Consider the following 19078-nt stretch of genomic DNA (forward strand, 5'->3'; position numbering starts at 1 on the left):
CGGCCTCGAGGTCCACGTTGTCCACCCCCACCCCACCCCGGCCGACCACCCTGAGGTTAACCCCAGCTTCCAGCAACTCTGCGTCTACCCGCGTGCGGCTTCGGGTAATGAGGGCATCGTACCGGCCAATGACCTCCAGAATCTCCTCCCGAGCCATGCCCGGCCTGTAGTCGAGCCGCACCTCCGGATGTTTCACCTCGCCTAGGCGCATCTCATCGGTAACAAGGATTTTCCACATAGCGAATTGGCCGGGGTTCCCTCCCGGCTTTCGCCCCAACCTTATCACCTTGCCCCACCCAGCACAAGCCAGAAGCGCAAACCCTGTGCTAGACTTACGGCACGGATACGAACCAGGGCGACCCAGGTCCTGGCGCTTTGCGCAAAGAAGGAGACTGCTGATGAGGATAGCCATCGTAACCGACTCCACCTCCGACCTGCAATCCCGCGCCGCTGAGATGGGCGTGGAAGTGGTGCCGCTTTACGTCAACTTCAAGGGGAAAATCCATAAAGACTGGGTTGAGATTACCCCTGATGACATCTTCGAAGGGGTGCGGGCTGGGGCTGAGATGCCCAGCACCAGCCAACCCTCTCCCGCCGACTTCAAGGCCGCCTACGAGCGGGCTTTACGAAGGGCCGACCATGTCCTTTCCATACACATCTCCTCAAAGCTGTCGGGCACGGTCCAGTCGGCCCAGCTCGCCAGCCAGGAATTCCCTGGCAAGATCACCATCTTTGATACTCAAGCGGCCAGCATGGGCATTGGGATGATGGTGGAGCGGGCCAAAGAGCTTCTCGACCAGGGGGCCGACCTGGGCCAGGTCTTGGTGGAGCTCGAGCGCATCCGGGCCGACCACATCGTGCGGTTTACCCTCTCCACCCTGGAGTATCTGAAGAAAAACGGCCGGATTGGGGGAGCCCAGGCCCTTCTGGGCGGACTTCTGGGTATCAAGCCCATCCTCACCTTGAAAGAAGGCCGGGTGGAGGCTGCTGGGAGAGCACGGGGGGAGAAAAAGGCCCTAGCCGAGATGGTAGAAGCACTCAAGGCATGGTCCTCAGGCCGCCAGAAAATCCGCATCTACTACCTCTACAACTCGGGCGAAGAAGACCTTTCCGCCTTCAAAACCGCTGTGCAGGCCGCGGGTCTACCCTTGGAGGAACGGGATACCCGCCGCATTGGAGGGGTCATCTCCACCCATACTGGCCCAGGGGTGGTGGGCTTCTATGCATACAGCCTTTGAGGGCCCCGCTTCCAGCCAAAGCCCAGCTCAGCGGTACGGTGAGCTAAAACTCCAGCACCACAGCCGGCAAACCAGGGGCCCTAGGCTAAAACCAGACCCACCAAAACCCCCAACACGGCCCCTCCACCCATCACCCAGACCACAGGCACACCGCGGTGGATGAGCAAGGCGGCCACGCTCACCCCCAGCAACCACGCCGCCCCGTCCACCCCCAGCTGGACCAGAATCAACACCATGCTCGCGCTAAGCCCCATGGCTATTGGTACCAGGGCTTTCCTCAGGGCCCGGCTCCACCGGGAGCGGGCCATCCACTGCCAACCCTTCACCAGCCATATAGCCCCTACCGCTCCGGGGAGGAACATGCCGAACAAGGCCGCCAAGACCCCGGGGAGGCCCGCCGCTGACAAGCCGTAAAACACCACCGCCAGCATGTTGGGCCCCGGGACAAACTGCCCTAGGGCGAACCCATCGGCGAACTCCTGTTGCGTGACCCAACCCTTGGCAATGAGAACTCGCGCCATCTCCGGCAGGTTGGCCATACCCCCACCAAAGCTCAGAGCACCAAGGCGCAGAAAGGTCAGAAAAACCTGCAAAACCTCATCCATGAGGGGGCACCTCTACTTCACCCCACGGATGGGCAGCTTCCCTCCAGTAAAGGCTTACCCCCACGGGAACGTGAACGAGCAACACCAACAGCAGCGGCCAATGCAAAATCCCGTAGGTAACGAAAACCCCCACGGCTAGAACCGTTGCCTTGAGAGAGTCTAGGGCAACGGGGGCCTGGCGCACCATGGTCGCCAGGATGAGGCCTATGGCAGCCGCCGCCACCCCGTCTAAGGCGCTCTCGGCCAGCGACCCAGGAACAGCTCCGAAACGGAAGTAGGCAAAACTCAAGAGGAGCATCAGAAGACTCCCTGGCGCCAGCACCCCAACCAGGGCCAGAACCGCACCCATGAGCCCCCCCAAGCGCATGCCCAAGTGAGCCGCGGCGTTAGCAAAAATCGGCCCCGGCAAAATCCTCACCAAAGCAGTGGTCTCCAAAAACTCCCGCTCCCCCATCCAGCCCCGCTTGAGTACCAGCGCCTGGTAGAGCTGAGCATTCCCCCCGCCCCCAAAAGCCACCAACCCGACTTGCAAAAAGGCCAGGAACAGCTCAAACAACGGCACCCTCACGCCAGGAATCATACAGCCTAGCGTCCTATACCCGTCTCAATGAAGCGCCACCAGAGCAGAACCCCCACCAGGCTGGCCCAAAAGAAATAGGGACCTACCCTCTCAGGGGGGCGGGTAAGGCTCCTGCGAAACCATCCCCCCTCTCCCAGCCCACTCACGAACCAAAGGATACTGGTCGCCAAAAGCCCGTACACCGCGTGCAACCTACCAACTCCCCCCATGAAGAAGGTGCGCACCAGTAGCTCTGCTACAAAAGCAACCACCGCCGCCCCTGCGGTAAGGCGGAAAAAACGTATCTGCCAAGGGGCTGGCTCCCGCAACAGGAGCGGCAGGTTTACGAAAAAAGAAATCCCCAGCAAAAGCAGAACCAACAACACCAGCAGGCCCCGCAGCCCGATGAGGTAAACCGGAAGAGGCAGCTCCATCCAAGGCCAGTCTAGCCCAGCTCGAGGCTTCCCCAAAGGGCACAGGCCCACAAGAGGCTGAAAGCGCGGGCGGGGCCACTCGGGGCGCCTAGCTCACCCGCTCCACCCGGATCATGTTGGTAGTGCCCCGCACCCCAAAGGGCACCCCAGCGACAATCACCACATACTCCCCTACCTCCACCAGACCGGTTTCCTTAGCCTTTTCCACCGCAATCTGAACCATATCGTCGGTGTCCTTGGGGTCCGGCGCCAAAAGAGGCAGCACATCCGAGACCAGCGCAAGCTGGTTGCGCACGTAGGGGTTGGGCGTCAGCGCCAGGATGGGCACTGGGGGGCGGGTGCGGGCCACCCTCCGCGCGGCCCCCCCAGTGGCGGTGAAGACCACAATCGCCTTGGCCCCCGTAGACTCCACCACATCGTCGACCGCCCGGGCAATGGCATCCTGCACGGTGCGGTTGGGCGGGGGTCGAAGGGCGTTCAGGCGGTCCTGATACTCCTGGGTGGCCTCGATGGTCTTAGCGACACGGGTCATGAAGGAGACCGCCTCCACCGGGTACATCCCCGTGGCCGTCTCCGCCGAGAGCATTATGGCATCGGTCCCATCGAAGATGGCGTTGGCCACGTCGGAAGCCTCAGCCCTGGTGGGAATAGGGTTCCTGACCATGGACTCCAGCATCTGGGTGGCGGTGACCACCGCCTTGCCGGCCTGTACTGCCTTCAGGATGATGCGCTTTTGCACGGCCGGAACCTCCTCCAACGGCATCTCCACCCCCAGGTCACCCCGGGCCACCATAATCCCGTCGGCTTCCTCCAGAATCTCGTCGAAACGGGCCACGGCGCTGGGCTTCTCAATCTTGGCCATCAAGCGGGCACGGGAGTTGTAGCGGGTCAGGTAGTGACGGGCCAAAAGGAGGTCGTCCCGGCTCCTCACAAAGCTAATCGCCACCCAGTCCATCTCCAGCTCAGCCCCCAGGGCAATGTCCTCTATGTCCTTGTCGGTCAGGGCTGGGATGGAGAGGTCGGCTCCGGGAATGTTGATGCCCTTGTTGTCGGACAGCTTGCCCCCAACGAGCACGGTAGTGTGAATATCGTTTTGGCGTACCTCCTCCACCCGCAACCGGATGTTCCCGTCGTCCAGAAGGAGTATCTGCCCGGGCTGAACATCGTTGGGCAGGCCACGGTAGGTGGTGGATACCCGGGTTTCGTCTCCCTCCACCGGATCAGCGGTGATGGTGAAGCGCTGGCCGGCCTGTAGCTCCACCGCCCCTCCTCGAAACTGGCCGCAGCGGATTTTAGGCCCCCGCAGGTCCTGCAAAACGGCGATGGTGCGCCCCAACTTCGCTGAGGCTTCCCGGATCATCGCCACCGAGCGGCGGTGCTCCTCGGGGGAGCCGTGGGAGAAGTTCAGGCGAAACACGTCCACGCCAGCCTCTATCAGGGCCAGAATCATCTCCGGCGAGCGCGAAGCAGGCCCCAGAGTGGCCACAATTTTGGTGCGCTTGGTAAGTCCCATTTCCTATCCTAAAACACGGGGCCAGCGCTGCCCTCTAAAGGTCGCGAAACCCAAGAACCGTGCCCCCACCCCCAGCTCTTCCTCAATCCGCAGGAGCTGGTTGTACTTGGCTAGGCGGTCCGAGCGGCTGGCCGAGCCGGTTTTAATCTGTCCAGCATTGACCGCCACCGCCAGATCGGCAATGGTGCTGTCTTCCGTCTCCCCCGAGCGATGGGAGAGCACCACGGTGTAACCCGAACGCTGGGCCAGGCGGACGGCCTCGAGGGTTTCGCTCAGGGTGCCGATTTGGTTGACCTTGACCAAAATGGAGTTGGCCACCCCCCGCTCGATTCCCCGTCGGAGAATAGAAGGATTGGTCACAAAGAGGTCGTCCCCCACAAGCTGCACACGGCCTCCCAGCCGCTCAGTGAGGAGCCCCCAGTTCTCCCAATCGTCCTCGGCCAGACCATCCTCTATGGAGACGATAGGGTACTGCCTGACCCAGCTCTCCCAGTAGGCCACCATCTCTGGCCCTGACAAAACCTTGCCGTCAGCCTTCAGCACGTATTTTCCGTCCTGGTAGAACTCAGAGCTGGCCGGGTCCAAGGCCAAGGCGATCTCCTCACCAGGTTTGTAGCCGGCTTTTTCTATAGCGGTGAGGAGAACCTCCACCGCCTCCTCGTTTGACTTTAGGTTGGGGGCGAACCCCCCCTCGTCCCCCACGTTGGTGTCGTATCCCCTAGCCTTGAGAACGGACTTTAGGGCATGGAAGGTTTCCACCCCGGCCCGCAGAGCCTCACTAAAGCTGGGAAGTCCTCCCGGCACCAGCATGAACTCCTGAAAGTCCACGTTGTTGTCGGCATGCTTTCCCCCGTTGATTACGTTCATGAGGGGCACCGGCAGGGTCACCCCCTGAATTCCCCCCAGGTAGCGGTAAAGGGGCAGGCCCAAAGCGGCAGCGGCGGCGTGGGCAGTTGCCAGAGAAACCGCCAGGATGGCGTTGGCCCCTAAGGAGCCCTTGTTGGGGGTTCCATCGAGCTCGAGCATGGCCCGATCCACCGCCTCCTGCTCCAGGGCATCCATTCCGGTCACCTCTTCAGCGATGCGCTCATTGATGGCGGCCACTGCCCGCAAAACCCCCTTCCCGCCAAAGCGAGGCCCCCCATCGCGTAATTCCACCGCCTCATGGGCGCCGGTGGAAGCCCCAGATGGCACCATGGCCCTTCCCCTCGCCCCTGACTCCAACACCACCTCTGCTTCCACCGTGGGGTTTCCCCTGGAATCGAGCACCTCGCGCCCTTTCACTTCTACAATCGTGGTCATCCTTCCTCCTCGCCTGGAAACCCTTCTAGAGCCGATTATGAGTCTACACCCCAGCGCCGCGACCGGACCAAGGTCAGACCCTGAGGGGAACCACCACCGCCAGGTAACCCTCGTCCTCCACCGCTTGCAGAAGGGTGGGGCTGGTGGGGCCTGAAAGCCGCACGCGCACCTCTCCCTCGACGGGACCCAGGGCGTCAATCAGGTACTGGGCATTGTAGGCCACCATGAGCTGTGGTTCCCCCGTGGAGCGAAGGGGTAGTTCCTCTCTTCCCCGCCCGTAGTCGCCCTCGGCATCAATTGTCAGCCTCTCCTGGCTAAAGAGCAGGTTAACGCGATGGTTGTTGCGGTCGGACAGTACAGCCACCCGCCTCAGGCTCTCCCGGAAGGCCTCAGCCTTCAGCAAAGCCTCTAGCACGAAGCTCTGAGGGATAACTCGCTCGTAATCGGGGAACTCCCCCTCCATCAGCTTGACCGACATCCGCAACGAGTCTCCCCTTAGGGTCAGGCTGCCCTCCCTCACCGAAAAGACCAGCTCTTCCTCTTTGTCCTTGAAGACCCGCACAATCTCGTCTGCGCTCTTTGCAGGCACCACCAACTTCCGGCTGGGAAGCTCCATGGGCAGGTCATAGCGGGCCAGTCGGAAGCCGTCCGAGGCTACAGTGCGCAGGCCTTGAGGTGACATCTCGATCTGCACCCCTCGGAATATAGCCCGGTACTCTTCGGTGCTGGCCGCGTAGCGAACCCGGGTAATGGCCTGCGCTAGCTGGGCTGCCCCAATCCGCCCGCCCTCATCGGAAGCGAAAAGGAGTTCTGGGTAACCCTCAGGGCTTGTGGTCGAAAGCTGGGTGCTGAAAGCCCCCGAGTGAAGTTCCAGCTGTTCTCCTTCCCCAAAGACTAGTTCTACCAGATCACCTGGTGCACTGCGAACGATTTGGAAGAAGGTCTGGGCCGGCACCAAGACCTGACCCAGGCCCTCTGTCTCGGCAGGTAGCTTAACCTCCAGGTCCACTTCGCCGTTGGTACCCCGAAGGACGAGTGCCCCTTCCGAAAGCTCAATAGGCAGGTAGGTCAGGACAGGGTTGGAGCTACGGCTGGGAATGATCCGCTCGAGGACGGAGAGCCCTTCGGCTAAGGTGCGCTTGGGGATATGGACTTTCAAGCTGGCCTCCATAAGGGGTGGACCCCAGTTGGGCCAGGATATTCTAGCAACCCTGCGGAGGTTGAGGGCAAGGTTTGAAAAACCGGACGCCTTTTAAAAAGAAGACTACTGGGGTTTAAAAATTAAAAAGAGAGCAGTAGTAGTAGTAGGGCCTGTGGATATGTGGAAAACCCCCGGAGAGTCCCCTTTTTATCGGAATTCTGCATGTGGATAAGTTCCCCGGCACCTGTGGATAAGCTGTGGATAAGTTGTGGATAAAGAGGCTGGTTATCCACAGGCCCAGCGGCGCGTTGTTTGTCCACAGGCTTATCCACAGGGTTGTCCACAGGTTATCCACAAACTTATCCACAGGTGTTAATAAGCAAGCCAACGAACCCCAGCTGCCCATTTGGTTTTCCGCGTAGAGGTGCAGGGTTGCTACCGCAGCCGCTCGCGAATGCTCTTGAGGGCTTGTTGTAGGCTGGGGTCGCTTTCGCTGCTTTCCTGAATCTTCTGGATGGCGTAGAGGACTGTGGTGTGGTCGCGGCCGTCGAAAAACTGACCTATCTCAGGCAGGGAAGCATGGGTCAATTCGCGGATAAGGTACATCGCCACCTGCCGGGGGATGACCACCTCCTTGCGGCGGCCCATTCCCCGGATCTCCTCCGCTCTGAGCCCGTAGTACTCGGCTACTGCCCTTAGGATGTCCTCCGGGGCCAAGGCGTTTTCGGTGGCGGCAAATACATCGGAGAGGGCTTTTGCGGCCACCCCTTTGCTGAGCGGAACGCCGTTGAGGGAGGCGTAGGCGATCACCCGCATCAGGGCGCCCTCGAGCTCGCGGATGTTGGAGGTAATCTTGCGGGCGATGTACTCCAGCACCTCCTCGGGCACCCGCATGTTGCGGTACTCGGAGTTCATCTTGAGGATGGCCACCCGGGTCTCCAGGTCGGGGGGCTGGATGTCGGTAATCAGGCCCCACTCAAAGCGGCTGCGCAACCTTGCCTCTAGGGTGAGGATGTCCTTAGGGGGCCGGTCGGAGGAGAGAATGATCTGCTTGCGGGCCTCATAGAGGGCGTTGAAGGTGTGGAAGAATTCCTCCTGGGTGCGCTCCTTTCCCGCGATGAACTGCACGTCGTCCACCAGGAGCAGGTCCACTGAGCGGTAGCGGTCCCGGAACTCGGTCATGCGATCTTCGCGTATGGCGTTGATCAGCTCGTTGGTAAAGGTCTCGGTAGAGACGTACTCAATTTTTTTGTCGGGGAACCGCTGGGCCACTGAGTGGCCCACTGCGTGCATCAGGTGTGTTTTTCCCAGCCCTACCCCTCCGTAGATGAAAAGGGGGTTGTAGGCGTTCCCCGGGGACTCGGCTACCGCCACCGCGGCAGCGTGGGCCAGGTTATTGTTCTGCCCTACCACGAAGTTCTCGAAGGTGTACTTGGGGTTTAGGCGGACCCGGGGTCCTTGAGGTCTGGGAGAGTTGGCTGCGGAGAAGATGTCTTCCTGAACTGCCTTTCCTGGAATAACTTTGAGTTCGAAGCGGGGGGTTTGCGCGCCCAGGCGGGTCAGGGCTTCGGTGAGCAGCTCAGCGTAGTGGTCCTCAATCCACCCTTTGAAGAAGCTGGTGGGTACGCCGAGCTCGAGCGAGCCATTGACCACCCCTAGGGGCTGAATCTTCTCAAACCAAGTGTGGTACTCCACCTCGGTGATGCTTTGGCGCACGTATTCCAGGACGTTTTGCCAAACCGTCGTGTGGGTCAAGACCACTCCCTCCCCCGATTCAGTTTGAACATTTTACTCGAGTCCCCCCCAACGGGGAGGACCCCGGAGGGGTTTTTCCGGGGGTGGGCTGGGTGCGCTACAATGCGGAGTCAGGGGTTTGGAATGGCCGAGTTTGATGTTGTTGTGGTAGGTGGTGGGCACGCGGGAATTGAGGCGGCCTGGGCGGCTGCTCGGCTCGGGGTTAGGGTAGGGCTGGTGACCTCCAACCCTGAGCGGATTGGCCTGATGCCTTGCAACCCCGCGGTGGGAGGGCCAGGGAAGAGCCAGCTTGTGGCGGAGGTTGAGGCCCTAGGGGGGCTGATGGGCCGCCTAGCGGACGCCACGGCGATCCACACCCGGGTTCTCAACCGCTCTAAAGGACCCGCGGTGCAGAGCCTGCGGGTTCAGGTGGACCGGGACGCCTACGCCCTGGAAGCCCAGCGGGTGTTGCTGGCCCACCCGGGCATCGAAGTGGTGCGGGCTGAGGTAGCGGCGCTTTGGGTGGAGGAAGGGGTTTTGCGCGGGGTGGAAACCGTGGATGGCCGCCGGTTTTCGTCCCGGGCGGTGGTGGTGGCCAGTGGGACCTTCCTCCAAGGGGTGGTCTGGTACGGGCGGCGCTCGCGGCCTGCGGGGCGTCAGGGGGAGCCGCCGGCACGCTTCCTTTCCCAAAGCCTGCGTGCTGTGGGCCACCGGTTGTTGCGTTTCAAGACCGGAACCCCCCCCCGCATTCAGGCCGACTCGGTGGACTACGGCCGGCTCGAGCTGGTCCCTCCCGACGACCCACCGGGAACCTTCACCGGTATCCCGGGGCCCCACGCCACTGCCCGCCCCACCTGGCAGACCCGTACCACCGAGCTAACCCACCGCTTGATTCGGGAAAACCTCCACCTCTCCCCGCTGTATGGGGGAGGCATAGAGGGGATCGGCCCGCGCTACTGCCCCTCGATTGAGGACAAGGTGGTGCGCTTTTCCGACAAGGAGACCCACCTTCTGTTCGTTGAACCAGATGGCCTTCAGACCAGCGAGCTGTACCTGCAAGGTTTCAGCTCTTCCCTGCCGCCAGAACTCCAGGTGGAGATGGTGCGGAGCCTACCGGGGTTCGAGCGTGCGGTGATCCAGCGCTACGCCTACGCGGTGGAGTACGATGCGGTGGACCCTCTCGAGCTCACCCCGGGGCTGCAATCGCGCAAGTTGCCGGGTCTTTTCACCGCAGGCCAGCTCAATGGAACCTCTGGTTATGAGGAGGCTGCGGCCCAAGGGCTTCTGGCAGGTTTGAACGCGGCGCGGTATGCGAAGGGCCTCCCCGAGGTCTTCCTCTCTCGGGAAACGGGCTACATAGGGGTCATGGTAGATGACCTGGTGCGCCGGGGGGTAGACGAGCCCTATCGGATGATGACCTCTAGGGTTGAGCTGCGTCTTTTGTGTCGGGCGGACAATGCGGATGAGCGGCTGGTCCCGCTGGCGGTGGAGTGGGGGTTGCGTCCGCATGAGGACCTGGAGCGGGTGCGGGCCAAGTACGACCGGGTCCAGCGCGAGCTGGCGCGCCTGGAGCGGCTGCGCCTGGAGGGGGTTTCTGCCCTTCAGTACCTGCGCCGACCAGAGGTGGACTACGCCCAATTGCTGAAGCGCGTTGGGCCCCCTGAGGTACCGCTGGATTCAGCAGAGGCCTATCAGGTGGAGCTGAGGGCCAAATACGCAGGGTACATAGAACGGCAGGCCCGGCTCCGGGAGAGGTTGAGGGAGCTCGAGAGCTACCACCTGCCCGAGTACCTGGACTACAGCCGGGTGCCCAGCCTCTCCAAGGAGGCGGCGGAAAAGCTCGGTCGGGTGAAGCCCCGCTCGCTGGCGGAGGCGGCGCGGGTTCCCGGGGTTCGCGACTCTGACATCACCGCTCTTCTGGTCTACCTGGTCCGTGCGGTGGCCTAGGTGGGGATGTTTCACGTTTTACAAACGGATCTCCCATGAGGATGAGTCCAGAGGGCGCTGAGCTCTTGCTTGGAGCCGGGAGGGAGCTTGGCCTAGACCTGGGGCCCCACATGCCGCGTTTTGCACGCTTTTACAGGATGCTTGTGGAGGCCAACCAGCGAATGAACCTGACCTCCGTTCGTGATGAACGGGGCATAATCCTGAAGCACTTCGTGGACTCCCTGACCTGCTTGCTCTACCCGGGCTTTGTGAGCGGGATGGAGGTGGTGGATGTGGGTACAGGGGCTGGGTTTCCGGGGCTACCTCTGGCAATTGTGCGACCCGATCTGCGTTTCTGCCTTCTGGACGCCACCCGGAAGAAGGTTCGTTTTGTGGCTTCCGCGGTAGAGGGACTGAGCTTGCGCAATGCCGAGGCCCTTTGGGGGCGGGCGGAGGAGCTGGCCCAAGGTGTAAAACGTGAAACATTCCATGTGGCGGTAGCGCGGGCGGTCTCTTCCTTACCGGTGGTGGCTGAGCTAACCCTGCCGCTGGTTCGAGTAGGTGGATTCGTCCTGCTCCAGAAAGGGCCCGAGGTAGAGGGGGAGCTGGGTCACTCCAAGGGTGCCCTGGAGAAGCTGGGGGGGGTCCTGGAGGAGGTTCTATCCCTCTCACTTCCGGTTGGTGGGGAGGCCCGCAGGCTAGTGGTGTTGAGGAAGCGCCGCCCGACCCCAAAGGAGTACCCCCGCAGGGTGGGTGTGCCGGCCAAGAATCCGTTATCCTAAGAGGGGCGTGAAGCGAGTTGGGATCGTGAACCAGAAAGGGGGGGTAGGGAAGACCACCACCGCTATAAACCTAGCGGCCTACCTGGCCCGGGCGGGCCAGAGGGTTCTCCTGGTGGACCTCGATCCTCAGATGAACGCGACCTCGGGGTTGGGACAGGGCCCTTCAGAGAAAAACGCCTACACCGTTCTGGTGGGGGGAGCTGGAGTTCATGAGGCAGTGGTGGGCGTGGCCCAGGGTCTTGACCTGCTTCCCTCGAGCCCCGACTTGGTAGGGGCCACGGCTGAGCTTGTTGAGCATCCCGGCCGTCTGGCCGAGGTACTGCGCCCTTTGGAGGCCGCTTATGACCTGATTTTGATGGACGCCCCTCCAAGCCTGGGAGCCCTTACCCTGAACGTCCTCGTCGCCTCAGAAGGGCTCATTGTTCCCGTGCAGGCCGAGTACTACGCACTGGAAGGGTTGGCTGGACTGATGGAAACTGTGGACCAGGTACGCTCGAGCTTCAACCCCTCCCTGCGGCTGCTGGGAGTGCTGATTACCATGTACGATCCCCGTACCCTGCTGTCCCAGCAGGTGGAGAGCAACATCCGTGGAAATTTGGGGGATAAGGTCTTCTGGACAGTAATCCCCAGAAACGTCCGGCTGGCCGAGGCCCCCAGCTACGGTCAGGACATAGGGCAGTACGCCCCCACCAGTAGCGGGGCCCATGCCTACCGCCGCCTAGCCGAGGAGGTGATGCGCCGTGTCCAGGAGGCCTAGCGGTTTGGGCCGGGGATTGGAGGCCTTGCTTCCCAAGACCCCTGCCGCCCTCACCAAGCTCCCTCTAGCCTTGATTAAGCCCAACCCCACCCAGCCCCGCCGCAAGTTCGACCCGGTGGCCCTGGAGGAGCTGGCGGCTTCCATCAGGGAAAAGGGGCTGCTCCAACCTCTGTTGGTGCGGCCTAAAGGGGATATGTACGAGCTGGTGGCAGGGGAGCGCCGCTACCGGGCTTGTCAGATGGTGGGTTTGCGCGAGGTACCGGTTCTCATAAAAGACATCGGGGATCGGGAGGCTTTGGAGATAGCCCTGATTGAAAACCTCCAGCGGGAGGACCTCAACCCGGTGGAGGAGGCCGAGGGGTACAGGCGGTTGGCGGAGATGGGCATGACCCAAGAGGAGATTGCAAAAGCGGTGGGAAAGGCCCGGGTCACCATTACCAATGCCCTTCGGCTCCTCCAACTTACCCCCGAGATTCTTCGGGCGCTGGAGGAAAATAGGATCACGGCGGGGCACGCTCGAGCCCTCCTGATGCTCCCTGAGCCTTTGCGCAACTGGGGGCTCTCCGAGGTGCTCTCCAAGCAGCTCAGTGTTCGCGAGACTGAACGCCTGAAGGAGCGCTCGCAGGCCTCCCCCCGCCCCACCATGGGGGAGCCCTACGCCGACATAGCCCGACAGCTCTCGCACCGGTTGGGCACCAAGGTGCGCTTTACCCACCCCTCTCGGGGCCGGATTGAGATCAGCTACCACTCGGAGGAGCAGCTTACGGCCATTCTGCAGGCCTTGGGGTACGAGGCCTAGCGGAGCTCAATGCGAATGGCTCCCTCCAGATCAGTTCGCCGTATCTTCACGCCGTGGCGGTGTAGCCGTTCCAGCACCGCTCGGGTGGGGTGGCCGTAGGGGTTGTTGCCTACGCCGATAAGAGCGATTTTCGGCTGGAACGCAGCGAGTAGGGCCTCGCCGGTGCTGCTTTCGGAGCCGTGATGGCCCACCTTGAGGATATCTACCTCCTCGGCCGGCCAGCGGGCTTCTGAGGAGGTCGGGGCATCTCCGGTAAAGAGGACCTTCCTTTGGCCATACTGAAGGATGAAGACCAGGCTTCGTTGGTTGTCCTCGACCTCGTCGCCCTGCGGGCCGAGAAAGCGCAGGTGGGCCCGCGCGATGCTGAGGTGGGTTCCTGCCTTGGCCTCCAGGATGGGGACGCGGTGTGACTGGGCGGTCTTTCTCAGGGCCTCGTCCAGGGGGTTCCCCGCGGCCTTAGGGCCCATCACCAGTAGCCCCACCGGGAAGTTTTGTATCACCTGGAGCAGGGCCTCCACGTGGTCCCCGTCTGGGTGGGTGGCAACTAGGAGGTCAATCTCGTCTACCCCTAAAGCCCGCAAGGCCCTCGCCAGGGTGGGGTAGGCCCACCCCCGCCCCCCGTCCACCAAGACTTCCACCCCTCCGGGCAGCCGCACCAAGGTGGCGTCTCCCTGACCCACATCGAGCTGCCAGAGCTCGGCCCGGCTGGGATACTGGGAGGCCAGGGAGACCAAAGCTGTGGTGGCTGCCAGCCCCAAGGCTTTAGGCCACTGCACCTTGCCGTAAAGGCCGAGTACCAGCGGGAGGATGCCTAGGTAGTAAAGGGCGAACCCTACCGGGCCAATCTCGCCCCAGCGAAGCTGGGGGCCCTCGGACAGCCACCCCACCAGCCCCAGGGTCAGGTTGCTGAGAGCTTCGGTGGGAGCGGCCAGGAGGCTTCCCGTCAGCAGCTTGAGGAAGCCCAAAGGGACCAACAGGTTGAGCAAGGGCAGCACCAGCAGGTTGGCCAGGGGGGAGATCAGGGGGAGTTGGTGGAAATGGTGCAGCAGGAGCGGGAGGATGAGGACCTGGGCGGCCAGGGTGATGCTGAGGGAGGCCCAAAGCCACTGCCGCCATCCAGAGAGGCGGGGCAAGCGGGGTAGCACCAAGGCGATCCCCAGCACGGCCAGGTAGGAAAGTTGCGCTGAAAGGCTGAAGATCACATGGGGCTCTAGGGAAAGGTGAATAAAGAGGGCCAGCGCCAGGGCAGGCAGCAACCCCGCCTTTCCCCGACCGAGGAACAACCCTACGAGCACTACCCCGGCCATAATTACTGCGCGCACCAGGGAGGGTTGAGGCCCCACCAGCCAGAGGTAGAACAGCAGCAAGCCGAGCGCTGCCAGGTAGCGCCATGGTCCCAGCCTGTAAAGCACCAGTACGAAGAAGGCAGCTAGAATCCCCACGTGCAACCCCGAGAGGGCCAAGGCATGGGCCAGCCCAGCTCGCTGGAACTCCTCGTAGGTGCTCCCCAGGTCGCGTCGTTCACCTAGGGTCAGGGCAGCTACAAGCGCGGCAGCCGGGGGGGAAAGGCCTACAGTGAGCTGTTGCCTAAACCAGTCCCTTGGCTCCCGTCTAGCGGGCTCAAAGCGCACCACCTTTCGGGCCTGCAGCACAGCGGAAACCCCCAGCCCGCGCAGCCAGGTGCCCTGGTCGAACCCGCCGGGGTTGCGCCGGCCCTGGGGGCGCAGGAGGTGGCCCTCCAGGACGTAGCGGCCCTCCTTCAAAGGGGGGAAGTGGCGCACGTACACCCTTCCTTTGGGGGTGTGCAGAAAACCCTCGTGCAGGTGCCCTTCCAGGCGCACCCACGCCCCGATTTGGTCCCTCCAGGGGTCCTGAAGCAGGCTCAGGTGGAGCACCACCAGCCCGTAGGCAGCCAGGCCTGCCCAGCGGGCCCTGTGGGGGAGTAAGAGCCCCCCTAGAAGGCCGAGGAACCACCAAGGGGAGAGCTGGGTGAGGGCCCCCATCAGGGCTCCTAGGCCTAGGGCGTAGGGTATCACGGCACAACCAAGGGTCTAAGCCGCTCGATGAGCTTCGGGCCGATGCCCCTGACCCGTTCCAGCTCCTCTACAGAGCGGTAGGGGCGGTTCTCGATGATTCTCTGGGCCAGGGTGGGTCCCACCCCGGGAAGGCTTTCTATCTCTGCCTGGCTAGCAGTGTTGAGGTTTACTCTGGCCACCGGCGGCCGGACAGGGCCAGGCTGGAGTACAGCCGGGGGTTCGCTCGAGGGGTTCTGGTTGGCCTGAACAGGGGCGAACTGGGTGGTAAGCCGGGGCCAAAGGTTTATCAGACCCAGGAGCAAAACCGCGCCCACATAGGCTAGGCTGAGCCAACGTTCCACGGGAAACCAACCGTTGCTTTTTGCCTCAGAGGGGTTCGGAAAGCCGCCACTGGATGAGCGAGAGGGCCAGCCCTATGGCAGTTACCCCAAGGGGAATCCAGATATCGGTGGTGCCCATGTGGACCACCAGGTACCCCGCGGTTACGGCTGCGGTGAGCAGAGCGGAGAGCTTGAGCAAGATGGGGATGGCGCGCCCCGTCGTGCTGGGCTTGGTGGGCATCGGGGGAGATTCGCTTTGTGGAGGGGGAGTGGGGGAGAGCGCGGTTGCAGGCCCAGGTCTGGCTGTGGGAGCCCAGGGTGGATCACCGGGTTCGTCGGGAAGGGTCTTTGGGGGTTCAGCAAGGTGGATTTGCTCCTGGGGCTGCGGAGGAGGGGGTGCTTGCACGGGGATGGAGGGAGCAGGAGGGGACGCTTCTTCTGCAGGAGGAGGGGGCTCGAGGGGTTGCGCGGGCTCGGACTTGGCTTTTAGAACCTGGTTTCTCAGGGACTCCAGAAAAATTCGAAGCTCCTCCTTCTGGAAGAGGAAGGATGGAAAGCTCATCAGCAAGCCCTCGCTTCCCATCACCTCTATGTTGCCGGTTTGCTTGTTTGTGCTGATGCGCTTGATCTCGGAAAGCCGCGCGCTTTGGGTGGAGGTGTCGTCTAGGTAGTGGAGCTCCCGGCTTGAGAAAGCCAAAAGCCCCCCGGCACCCTCCAGACGGGCAACAATTTCGGCCTGATCTAGCCTAGCAAGGCGGTCGTCGTATTTGCCCATGTTTTGAGTCTACACCAATCCTCTGCCCGTACCCGCGTTTTTTCGCGTAGAATGGCCGGGTGGCCTGCCACAGGAGGAAAAGGTGCGATTCTTGAAGCCGCTTCTGCTTGGCCACCGTGGCTCCCCCAAGGAGGCCCGGGAAAACACCCTCGAGGCCTTTCGCCTTGCCCTGGAGGCGGGATTGGATGGCCTGGAGCTTGACCTGCACCGCACCCGCGACGGGGTTTTGGCGGTGTACCACGATTTTGACTTCGCAGGGCGGCCCCTGGTGGAGTGGAGGTGGCCGGAGCTCAGGCAAGAGGCTCCCTGGATGCCCCGGCTCGAGGAGGTCTTTGAGCTGGTTGAGGGTTATCCGAGGGCTTGGCTCAACCTGGAGCTGAAGAGCCAGCCTGGGGAGTCCGACGGGCGGGAAGAGGCGCTGGCTCGAGCGCTGAGGGAATGGGAGGGACGCGAACGGGCTTGGGTGAGCAGCTTCGACCCCCTGGCCCTTATTCGCCTCCACCGCCTGGGGGTTGAGGTCCCGTTGGCCCTTCTGTATCACCTGCCGGAGGTAGAGGCCCTTCTGCCCTGCCTGCCGGTGCGGGGTGTCCATCCCCACTACGCCCTGCTGGGCCGGAAGAGGGTAGAGGAGCTCAAAGCGCGTGGGTTTTTTGTGGTTGCCTGGACGGTCAACCAGGCTCGAGTGGTGCGTGAGCTGTTGGCCTGGGGGGTGGACGGGGTCATCGGCGACCTGCCTTCGGAGCTTATGGCCGCCCGTTCCTGAATAAACGTGGGTTGGGCTGAGGTAGGCTGTGGCCATGCAAGGGGTGTACGTCAAGCTGATTGTTGCCGCTGACCCGGACGTTTTCCAGGAGAGGCTCAACCGGTTCATCGAGGGGTTGCCCGAAGAGGCCATCCTGGTGGACATAAAGTTTTCCACCAGCAGCAGCGGAAGCCAGACCACCTACGCGGCCTTGGTGCAGTACAAGACCGTGGAGGAGTGGAAGGAATAGGGCCTAGGCTACTTGAAGGGCCTGCTCGATCCGCCTGAGCGCCAGTGGGATCTCCTCGTCCAGAAGGTCGCGGTGCGTCACGAAGCGCACCCGGCTAGGTCCCATGGCGTTGGCCAGCACCCCCAGCTCCCGCAGACGCTGGACGAAAGCGGGGGCCTGGGGTACCCGAGCGTAGACCATGTTGGTCTGCACGGCCCGGAGGTCAACCTCGAGGTTCAGCCGCAGCAACCCCTCGGCCAGGGCCCGGGCCATTTGGTGGTCGCGGGGAAGGTGCTTGGGCCCCTCGGTGAGGGCCAGGATGCCTGCCGCAGCCAGCACCCCGGCCTGCCGCATCCCGCCCCCGAGGAGCTTGCGGTAGCGCCAGGCCTCGGCCCGCAGTTCCTTGGGCATCAGCAAAAGCGAGCCCACTGGGGCCCCCAGGCCCTTGGAGAGGCAGATCGAGACAGTGGTGAAGCCCTGCGCCAACCTGGCCGCTTCCACCCCCAGCGCCGCCGCCGCGTTGAAGAGCCGGGCCCCGTCCAGGTGGGTGGGCAGGCCGGCCTCCCGGGCCACCTGCTGGATGGCCTGCTGGGTTTCTAAGGGCACCACCGTGCCCCCGGCGGTGTTGTGGGTGTTCTCCAGGGCGATGAGGCCGGTGGGGGCCTGGTGCACCGAGGTGTGGATGGCCTCCCGCACCGCCTCGGGGTCGGGCACCCCGTAGGGGGCCTCCACCAGCCGGATGGTGCCGCCCGAGAGCACCGCTAAGGAACCTGGCTCGTACTCGTAGATGTGGGCCCCTTGGGGGGCAATCACCTCCTGGCCGCGCTTCAGGTGGAGCAGCAGGGCCACCTGGTTGGTCATGGTGCCGCTGGGCATGAAGAGGGCTGTCTCGAAGCCCAATAGCTCGGCGGCCAGGGCCTCCAGGCGGTTCACCGTGGGGTCTTCGCCGTAGACATCGTCGCCCACCTCGGCCTCGGCCATGGCCCGGCGCATGGCGGGGGTGGGCTTGGTCACGGTGTCGGAGCGGAGGTCTACGATGCGCACGGCCCCTATGCTATATGAAGCCCTTCTCCCGGGCAATCCGGGCCGCCTCGATGCGGTTGGCGGCCCCTAGCTTGCCGATGGCCTCGGAGAGGTAGTTGCGCACCGTGCCCTCGGAGAGGCCCAGCGCGGCGGCAATCTCGCTGGTCTGGCCCAGGGCGGCCCGCCGCAACACCGCCCGCTCCCGCTCGGAGAGGGGGTCTACCCTGGCCAGCCGGGCGGCCAGCTCGGCCTTGCGGCTGATGAGGGTCAGGGTGTGGCCCAAAAGATCGTGCAGGTCGCGGGCAATGCGCTCGCGCTCGGCTAAGGCCGCCAGGCGGCGGTTTTCCTCCTGGGCCGCAAGAAGCTGTTCCTGGTAGCGGCGCCGCTCGGCCTCGAGGAGGCCCAAAGCCCCTACCAGCGGCACGAAGACCATGGCCGAGACAAAGGCGAAGCCCAAGGCGCGCCCAGGCTGCCCACTCCAGCCGAACCGGGGTGGACAGGTAAGCCGCCACCACCGGCACCGCGCCGGCCATGGCCGTAAAGAGCAGCCCGGTCAGGACACGGGCTCCGATGCGGGCCAGCGGGGGCAGGAGCAGCGTGCGCTCGAAGAGGTTGAAGCTGCTGGCCCGCTCGGTGGCAGTGCCCACCCCAAACTGAAACATCACCACCCCTAGCACCGCAAACACCAGGTACGAGGCCAGCAGGGTGGGCGCTCGCTGGACATCGGCAATGGGAGCGGCGAAGAACAGGAAGAACATAGCCGGGAACAGCAACGAGGGAACCCAGTAGGCGGGCAGGCGAATAAGCTCCAGGAAGCTAGCTCTGGTGTGGGCTAAGACCAGTCTCATGCGGCGCTCCTTTGGTCAAGCTCAGGAAGGCTTCCTCGAGGCTCGACGGACGCACCTCGAGCCCGCTGAAGTCCACTTCTTTTCTGACCAGCTCGCGCACCAGTGCGTCGGTATCGGGGGTGTGGAGGGTGAAGGTATCCCCGCTCTGCTCCAGCCGCGACACCCCCGTCAGGTGCGGCAGCGACGAAGCCCGCAGGCGAAGCTGCTTCAGGCCCACCGCTTCCGCTATGCCCTAAGTCTGCCCCCAGGGCCCGCGGCGGGGTAGTGTGGGCTGTCAGGCCCCGCGCATGACATCTGTCATCGGCTCGAGCTAGG

At 63.2% G+C, this 19078-nt stretch carries 20 protein-coding genes and 1 pseudogene; 7 read left to right on the plus strand and 14 right to left on the minus strand.

Going from position 1 to position 19078, the window contains the following annotated elements:
* A pseudogene (locus NZ849_RS08165) lies at window positions 1-238 on the minus strand (phosphoglycerate dehydrogenase); the annotation flags it as partial.
* A gap of 160 nt (window positions 239-398) precedes the next feature.
* Here NZ849_RS08165 and NZ849_RS08170 point away from each other — a divergent pair.
* The gene (locus NZ849_RS08170; RefSeq protein ID WP_295406003.1) at window positions 399-1238 is read left to right on the plus strand and encodes a DegV family protein; all 840 of its coding nucleotides are present in this window, start codon (window positions 399-401) and stop codon (window positions 1236-1238) included.
* An 80-nt stretch (window positions 1239-1318) separates the two neighbouring features.
* Here NZ849_RS08170 and NZ849_RS08175 read toward each other — a convergent pair whose 3' ends face one another.
* The 7 genes from NZ849_RS08175 to dnaA all read right to left on the minus strand — a co-directional run bounded on the left by NZ849_RS08175 (window position 1319) and on the right by dnaA (window position 8547).
* Window positions 1319-1843 carry a chromate transporter gene (locus NZ849_RS08175; RefSeq protein ID WP_295406005.1) on the minus strand — a complete coding sequence of 175 codons (525 nt, stop codon included), beginning with the start codon at window positions 1841-1843 and terminating at the stop codon, window positions 1319-1321.
* Window positions 1836-2411 carry a chromate transporter gene (locus NZ849_RS08180; protein WP_295386333.1) on the minus strand — a complete coding sequence of 192 codons (576 nt, stop codon included), beginning with the start codon at window positions 2409-2411 and terminating at the stop codon, window positions 1836-1838. Before NZ849_RS08180 ends, NZ849_RS08175 begins: the two co-directional genes overlap by 8 nt.
* A gap of 17 nt (window positions 2412-2428) precedes the next feature.
* Window positions 2429-2836 carry a hypothetical protein gene (locus NZ849_RS08185; protein ID WP_295386336.1) on the minus strand — a complete coding sequence of 136 codons (408 nt, stop codon included), beginning with the start codon at window positions 2834-2836 and terminating at the stop codon, window positions 2429-2431.
* A gap of 88 nt (window positions 2837-2924) precedes the next feature.
* The gene (pyk, locus tag NZ849_RS08190; RefSeq protein ID WP_295386338.1) at window positions 2925-4349 is read right to left on the minus strand and encodes a pyruvate kinase; all 1425 of its coding nucleotides are present in this window, start codon (window positions 4347-4349) and stop codon (window positions 2925-2927) included.
* 3 nt (window positions 4350-4352) lie between these two features.
* A complete protein-coding gene (eno, locus tag NZ849_RS08195; protein ID WP_295386341.1) occupies window positions 4353-5651 on the minus strand; it encodes a phosphopyruvate hydratase in 1299 nt (432 codons plus the stop codon).
* Between the two features lie 73 nt (window positions 5652-5724).
* Complete coding sequence (dnaN, locus tag NZ849_RS08200) at window positions 5725-6810, minus strand: DNA polymerase III subunit beta (protein WP_295386344.1); 1086 nt, start codon at window positions 6808-6810, stop codon at window positions 5725-5727.
* Between the two features lie 417 nt (window positions 6811-7227).
* Entirely contained in the window at window positions 7228-8547 is a 1320-nt protein-coding gene (gene dnaA / locus NZ849_RS08205) for a chromosomal replication initiator protein DnaA (protein ID WP_295386347.1), read from the minus strand.
* 123 nt (window positions 8548-8670) lie between these two features.
* Between dnaA and mnmG the strand changes: the two genes are divergently transcribed.
* Genes mnmG through NZ849_RS08225 form a run of 4 tightly spaced genes read left to right on the plus strand, consistent with a single transcriptional unit; the run spans window position 8671 to window position 12790 of the window.
* On the plus strand, window positions 8671-10473 hold the full coding sequence (gene mnmG, locus NZ849_RS08210; RefSeq protein ID WP_295406007.1) for a tRNA uridine-5-carboxymethylaminomethyl(34) synthesis enzyme MnmG: 1803 nt from the start codon (window positions 8671-8673) through the stop codon (window positions 10471-10473).
* A 35-nt stretch (window positions 10474-10508) separates the two neighbouring features.
* A complete protein-coding gene (gene rsmG / locus NZ849_RS08215; RefSeq protein ID WP_295406009.1) occupies window positions 10509-11234 on the plus strand; it encodes a 16S rRNA (guanine(527)-N(7))-methyltransferase RsmG in 726 nt (241 codons plus the stop codon).
* 7 nt (window positions 11235-11241) lie between these two features.
* A complete protein-coding gene (locus tag NZ849_RS08220) occupies window positions 11242-11991 on the plus strand; it encodes a ParA family protein (RefSeq protein WP_295386353.1) in 750 nt (249 codons plus the stop codon).
* A complete protein-coding gene (locus NZ849_RS08225; protein ID WP_295386356.1) occupies window positions 11975-12790 on the plus strand; it encodes a ParB/RepB/Spo0J family partition protein in 816 nt (271 codons plus the stop codon). Before NZ849_RS08220 ends, NZ849_RS08225 begins: the two co-directional genes overlap by 17 nt.
* Here the strand turns inward: NZ849_RS08225 and NZ849_RS08230 are convergent.
* The 3 genes from NZ849_RS08230 to NZ849_RS08240 are packed head-to-tail and all read right to left on the minus strand — an operon-like array spanning window position 12787 to window position 15921.
* Window positions 12787-14826, minus strand: coding sequence for a DNA internalization-related competence protein ComEC/Rec2 (locus NZ849_RS08230; RefSeq protein WP_295406011.1), 2040 nt, complete (start codon window positions 14824-14826; stop codon window positions 12787-12789). The two genes, NZ849_RS08225 and NZ849_RS08230, sit on opposite strands and share 4 nt — an antisense overlap.
* Window positions 14823-15167 carry a ComEA family DNA-binding protein gene (locus NZ849_RS08235; RefSeq protein WP_295386361.1) on the minus strand — a complete coding sequence of 115 codons (345 nt, stop codon included), beginning with the start codon at window positions 15165-15167 and terminating at the stop codon, window positions 14823-14825. The genes NZ849_RS08230 and NZ849_RS08235 overlap by 4 nt, the downstream gene beginning before the upstream one ends.
* Before the next feature lie 25 nt (window positions 15168-15192).
* Entirely contained in the window at window positions 15193-15921 is a 729-nt protein-coding gene (locus NZ849_RS08240) for a hypothetical protein (RefSeq protein WP_295406014.1), read from the minus strand.
* A gap of 82 nt (window positions 15922-16003) precedes the next feature.
* Between NZ849_RS08240 and NZ849_RS08245 the strand changes: the two genes are divergently transcribed.
* Together NZ849_RS08245 and NZ849_RS08250 are read left to right on the plus strand one after the other, a co-directional pair.
* Complete coding sequence (locus NZ849_RS08245; RefSeq protein ID WP_295386796.1) at window positions 16004-16684, plus strand: glycerophosphodiester phosphodiesterase; 681 nt, start codon at window positions 16004-16006, stop codon at window positions 16682-16684.
* A gap of 34 nt (window positions 16685-16718) precedes the next feature.
* Window positions 16719-16913, plus strand: coding sequence for a hypothetical protein (locus NZ849_RS08250; RefSeq protein ID WP_295386798.1), 195 nt, complete (start codon window positions 16719-16721; stop codon window positions 16911-16913).
* 3 nt (window positions 16914-16916) lie between these two features.
* On the opposite strand, the gene NZ849_RS08255 is transcribed toward NZ849_RS08250, so the two are convergent.
* The 3 genes from NZ849_RS08255 to NZ849_RS08265 all read right to left on the minus strand — a co-directional run bounded on the left by NZ849_RS08255 (window position 16917) and on the right by NZ849_RS08265 (window position 18926).
* Window positions 16917-17936: a low specificity L-threonine aldolase gene (locus NZ849_RS08255; RefSeq protein WP_295406016.1), complete on the minus strand. Its 1020-nt coding sequence runs from the start codon at window positions 17934-17936 to the stop codon at window positions 16917-16919.
* Between the two features lie 10 nt (window positions 17937-17946).
* Entirely contained in the window at window positions 17947-18372 is a 426-nt protein-coding gene (locus tag NZ849_RS08260; RefSeq protein WP_295406019.1) for a LuxR C-terminal-related transcriptional regulator, read from the minus strand.
* Between the two features lie 359 nt (window positions 18373-18731).
* A complete protein-coding gene (locus NZ849_RS08265) occupies window positions 18732-18926 on the minus strand; it encodes a hypothetical protein (RefSeq protein ID WP_295406021.1) in 195 nt (64 codons plus the stop codon).
* Between the last annotated feature and the right edge of the window lie 152 nt (window positions 18927-19078).

The sequence above is a fragment of the Meiothermus sp. genome, assembly GCF_025060375.1.
Taxonomy (GTDB): domain Bacteria; phylum Deinococcota; class Deinococci; order Deinococcales; family Thermaceae; genus Meiothermus.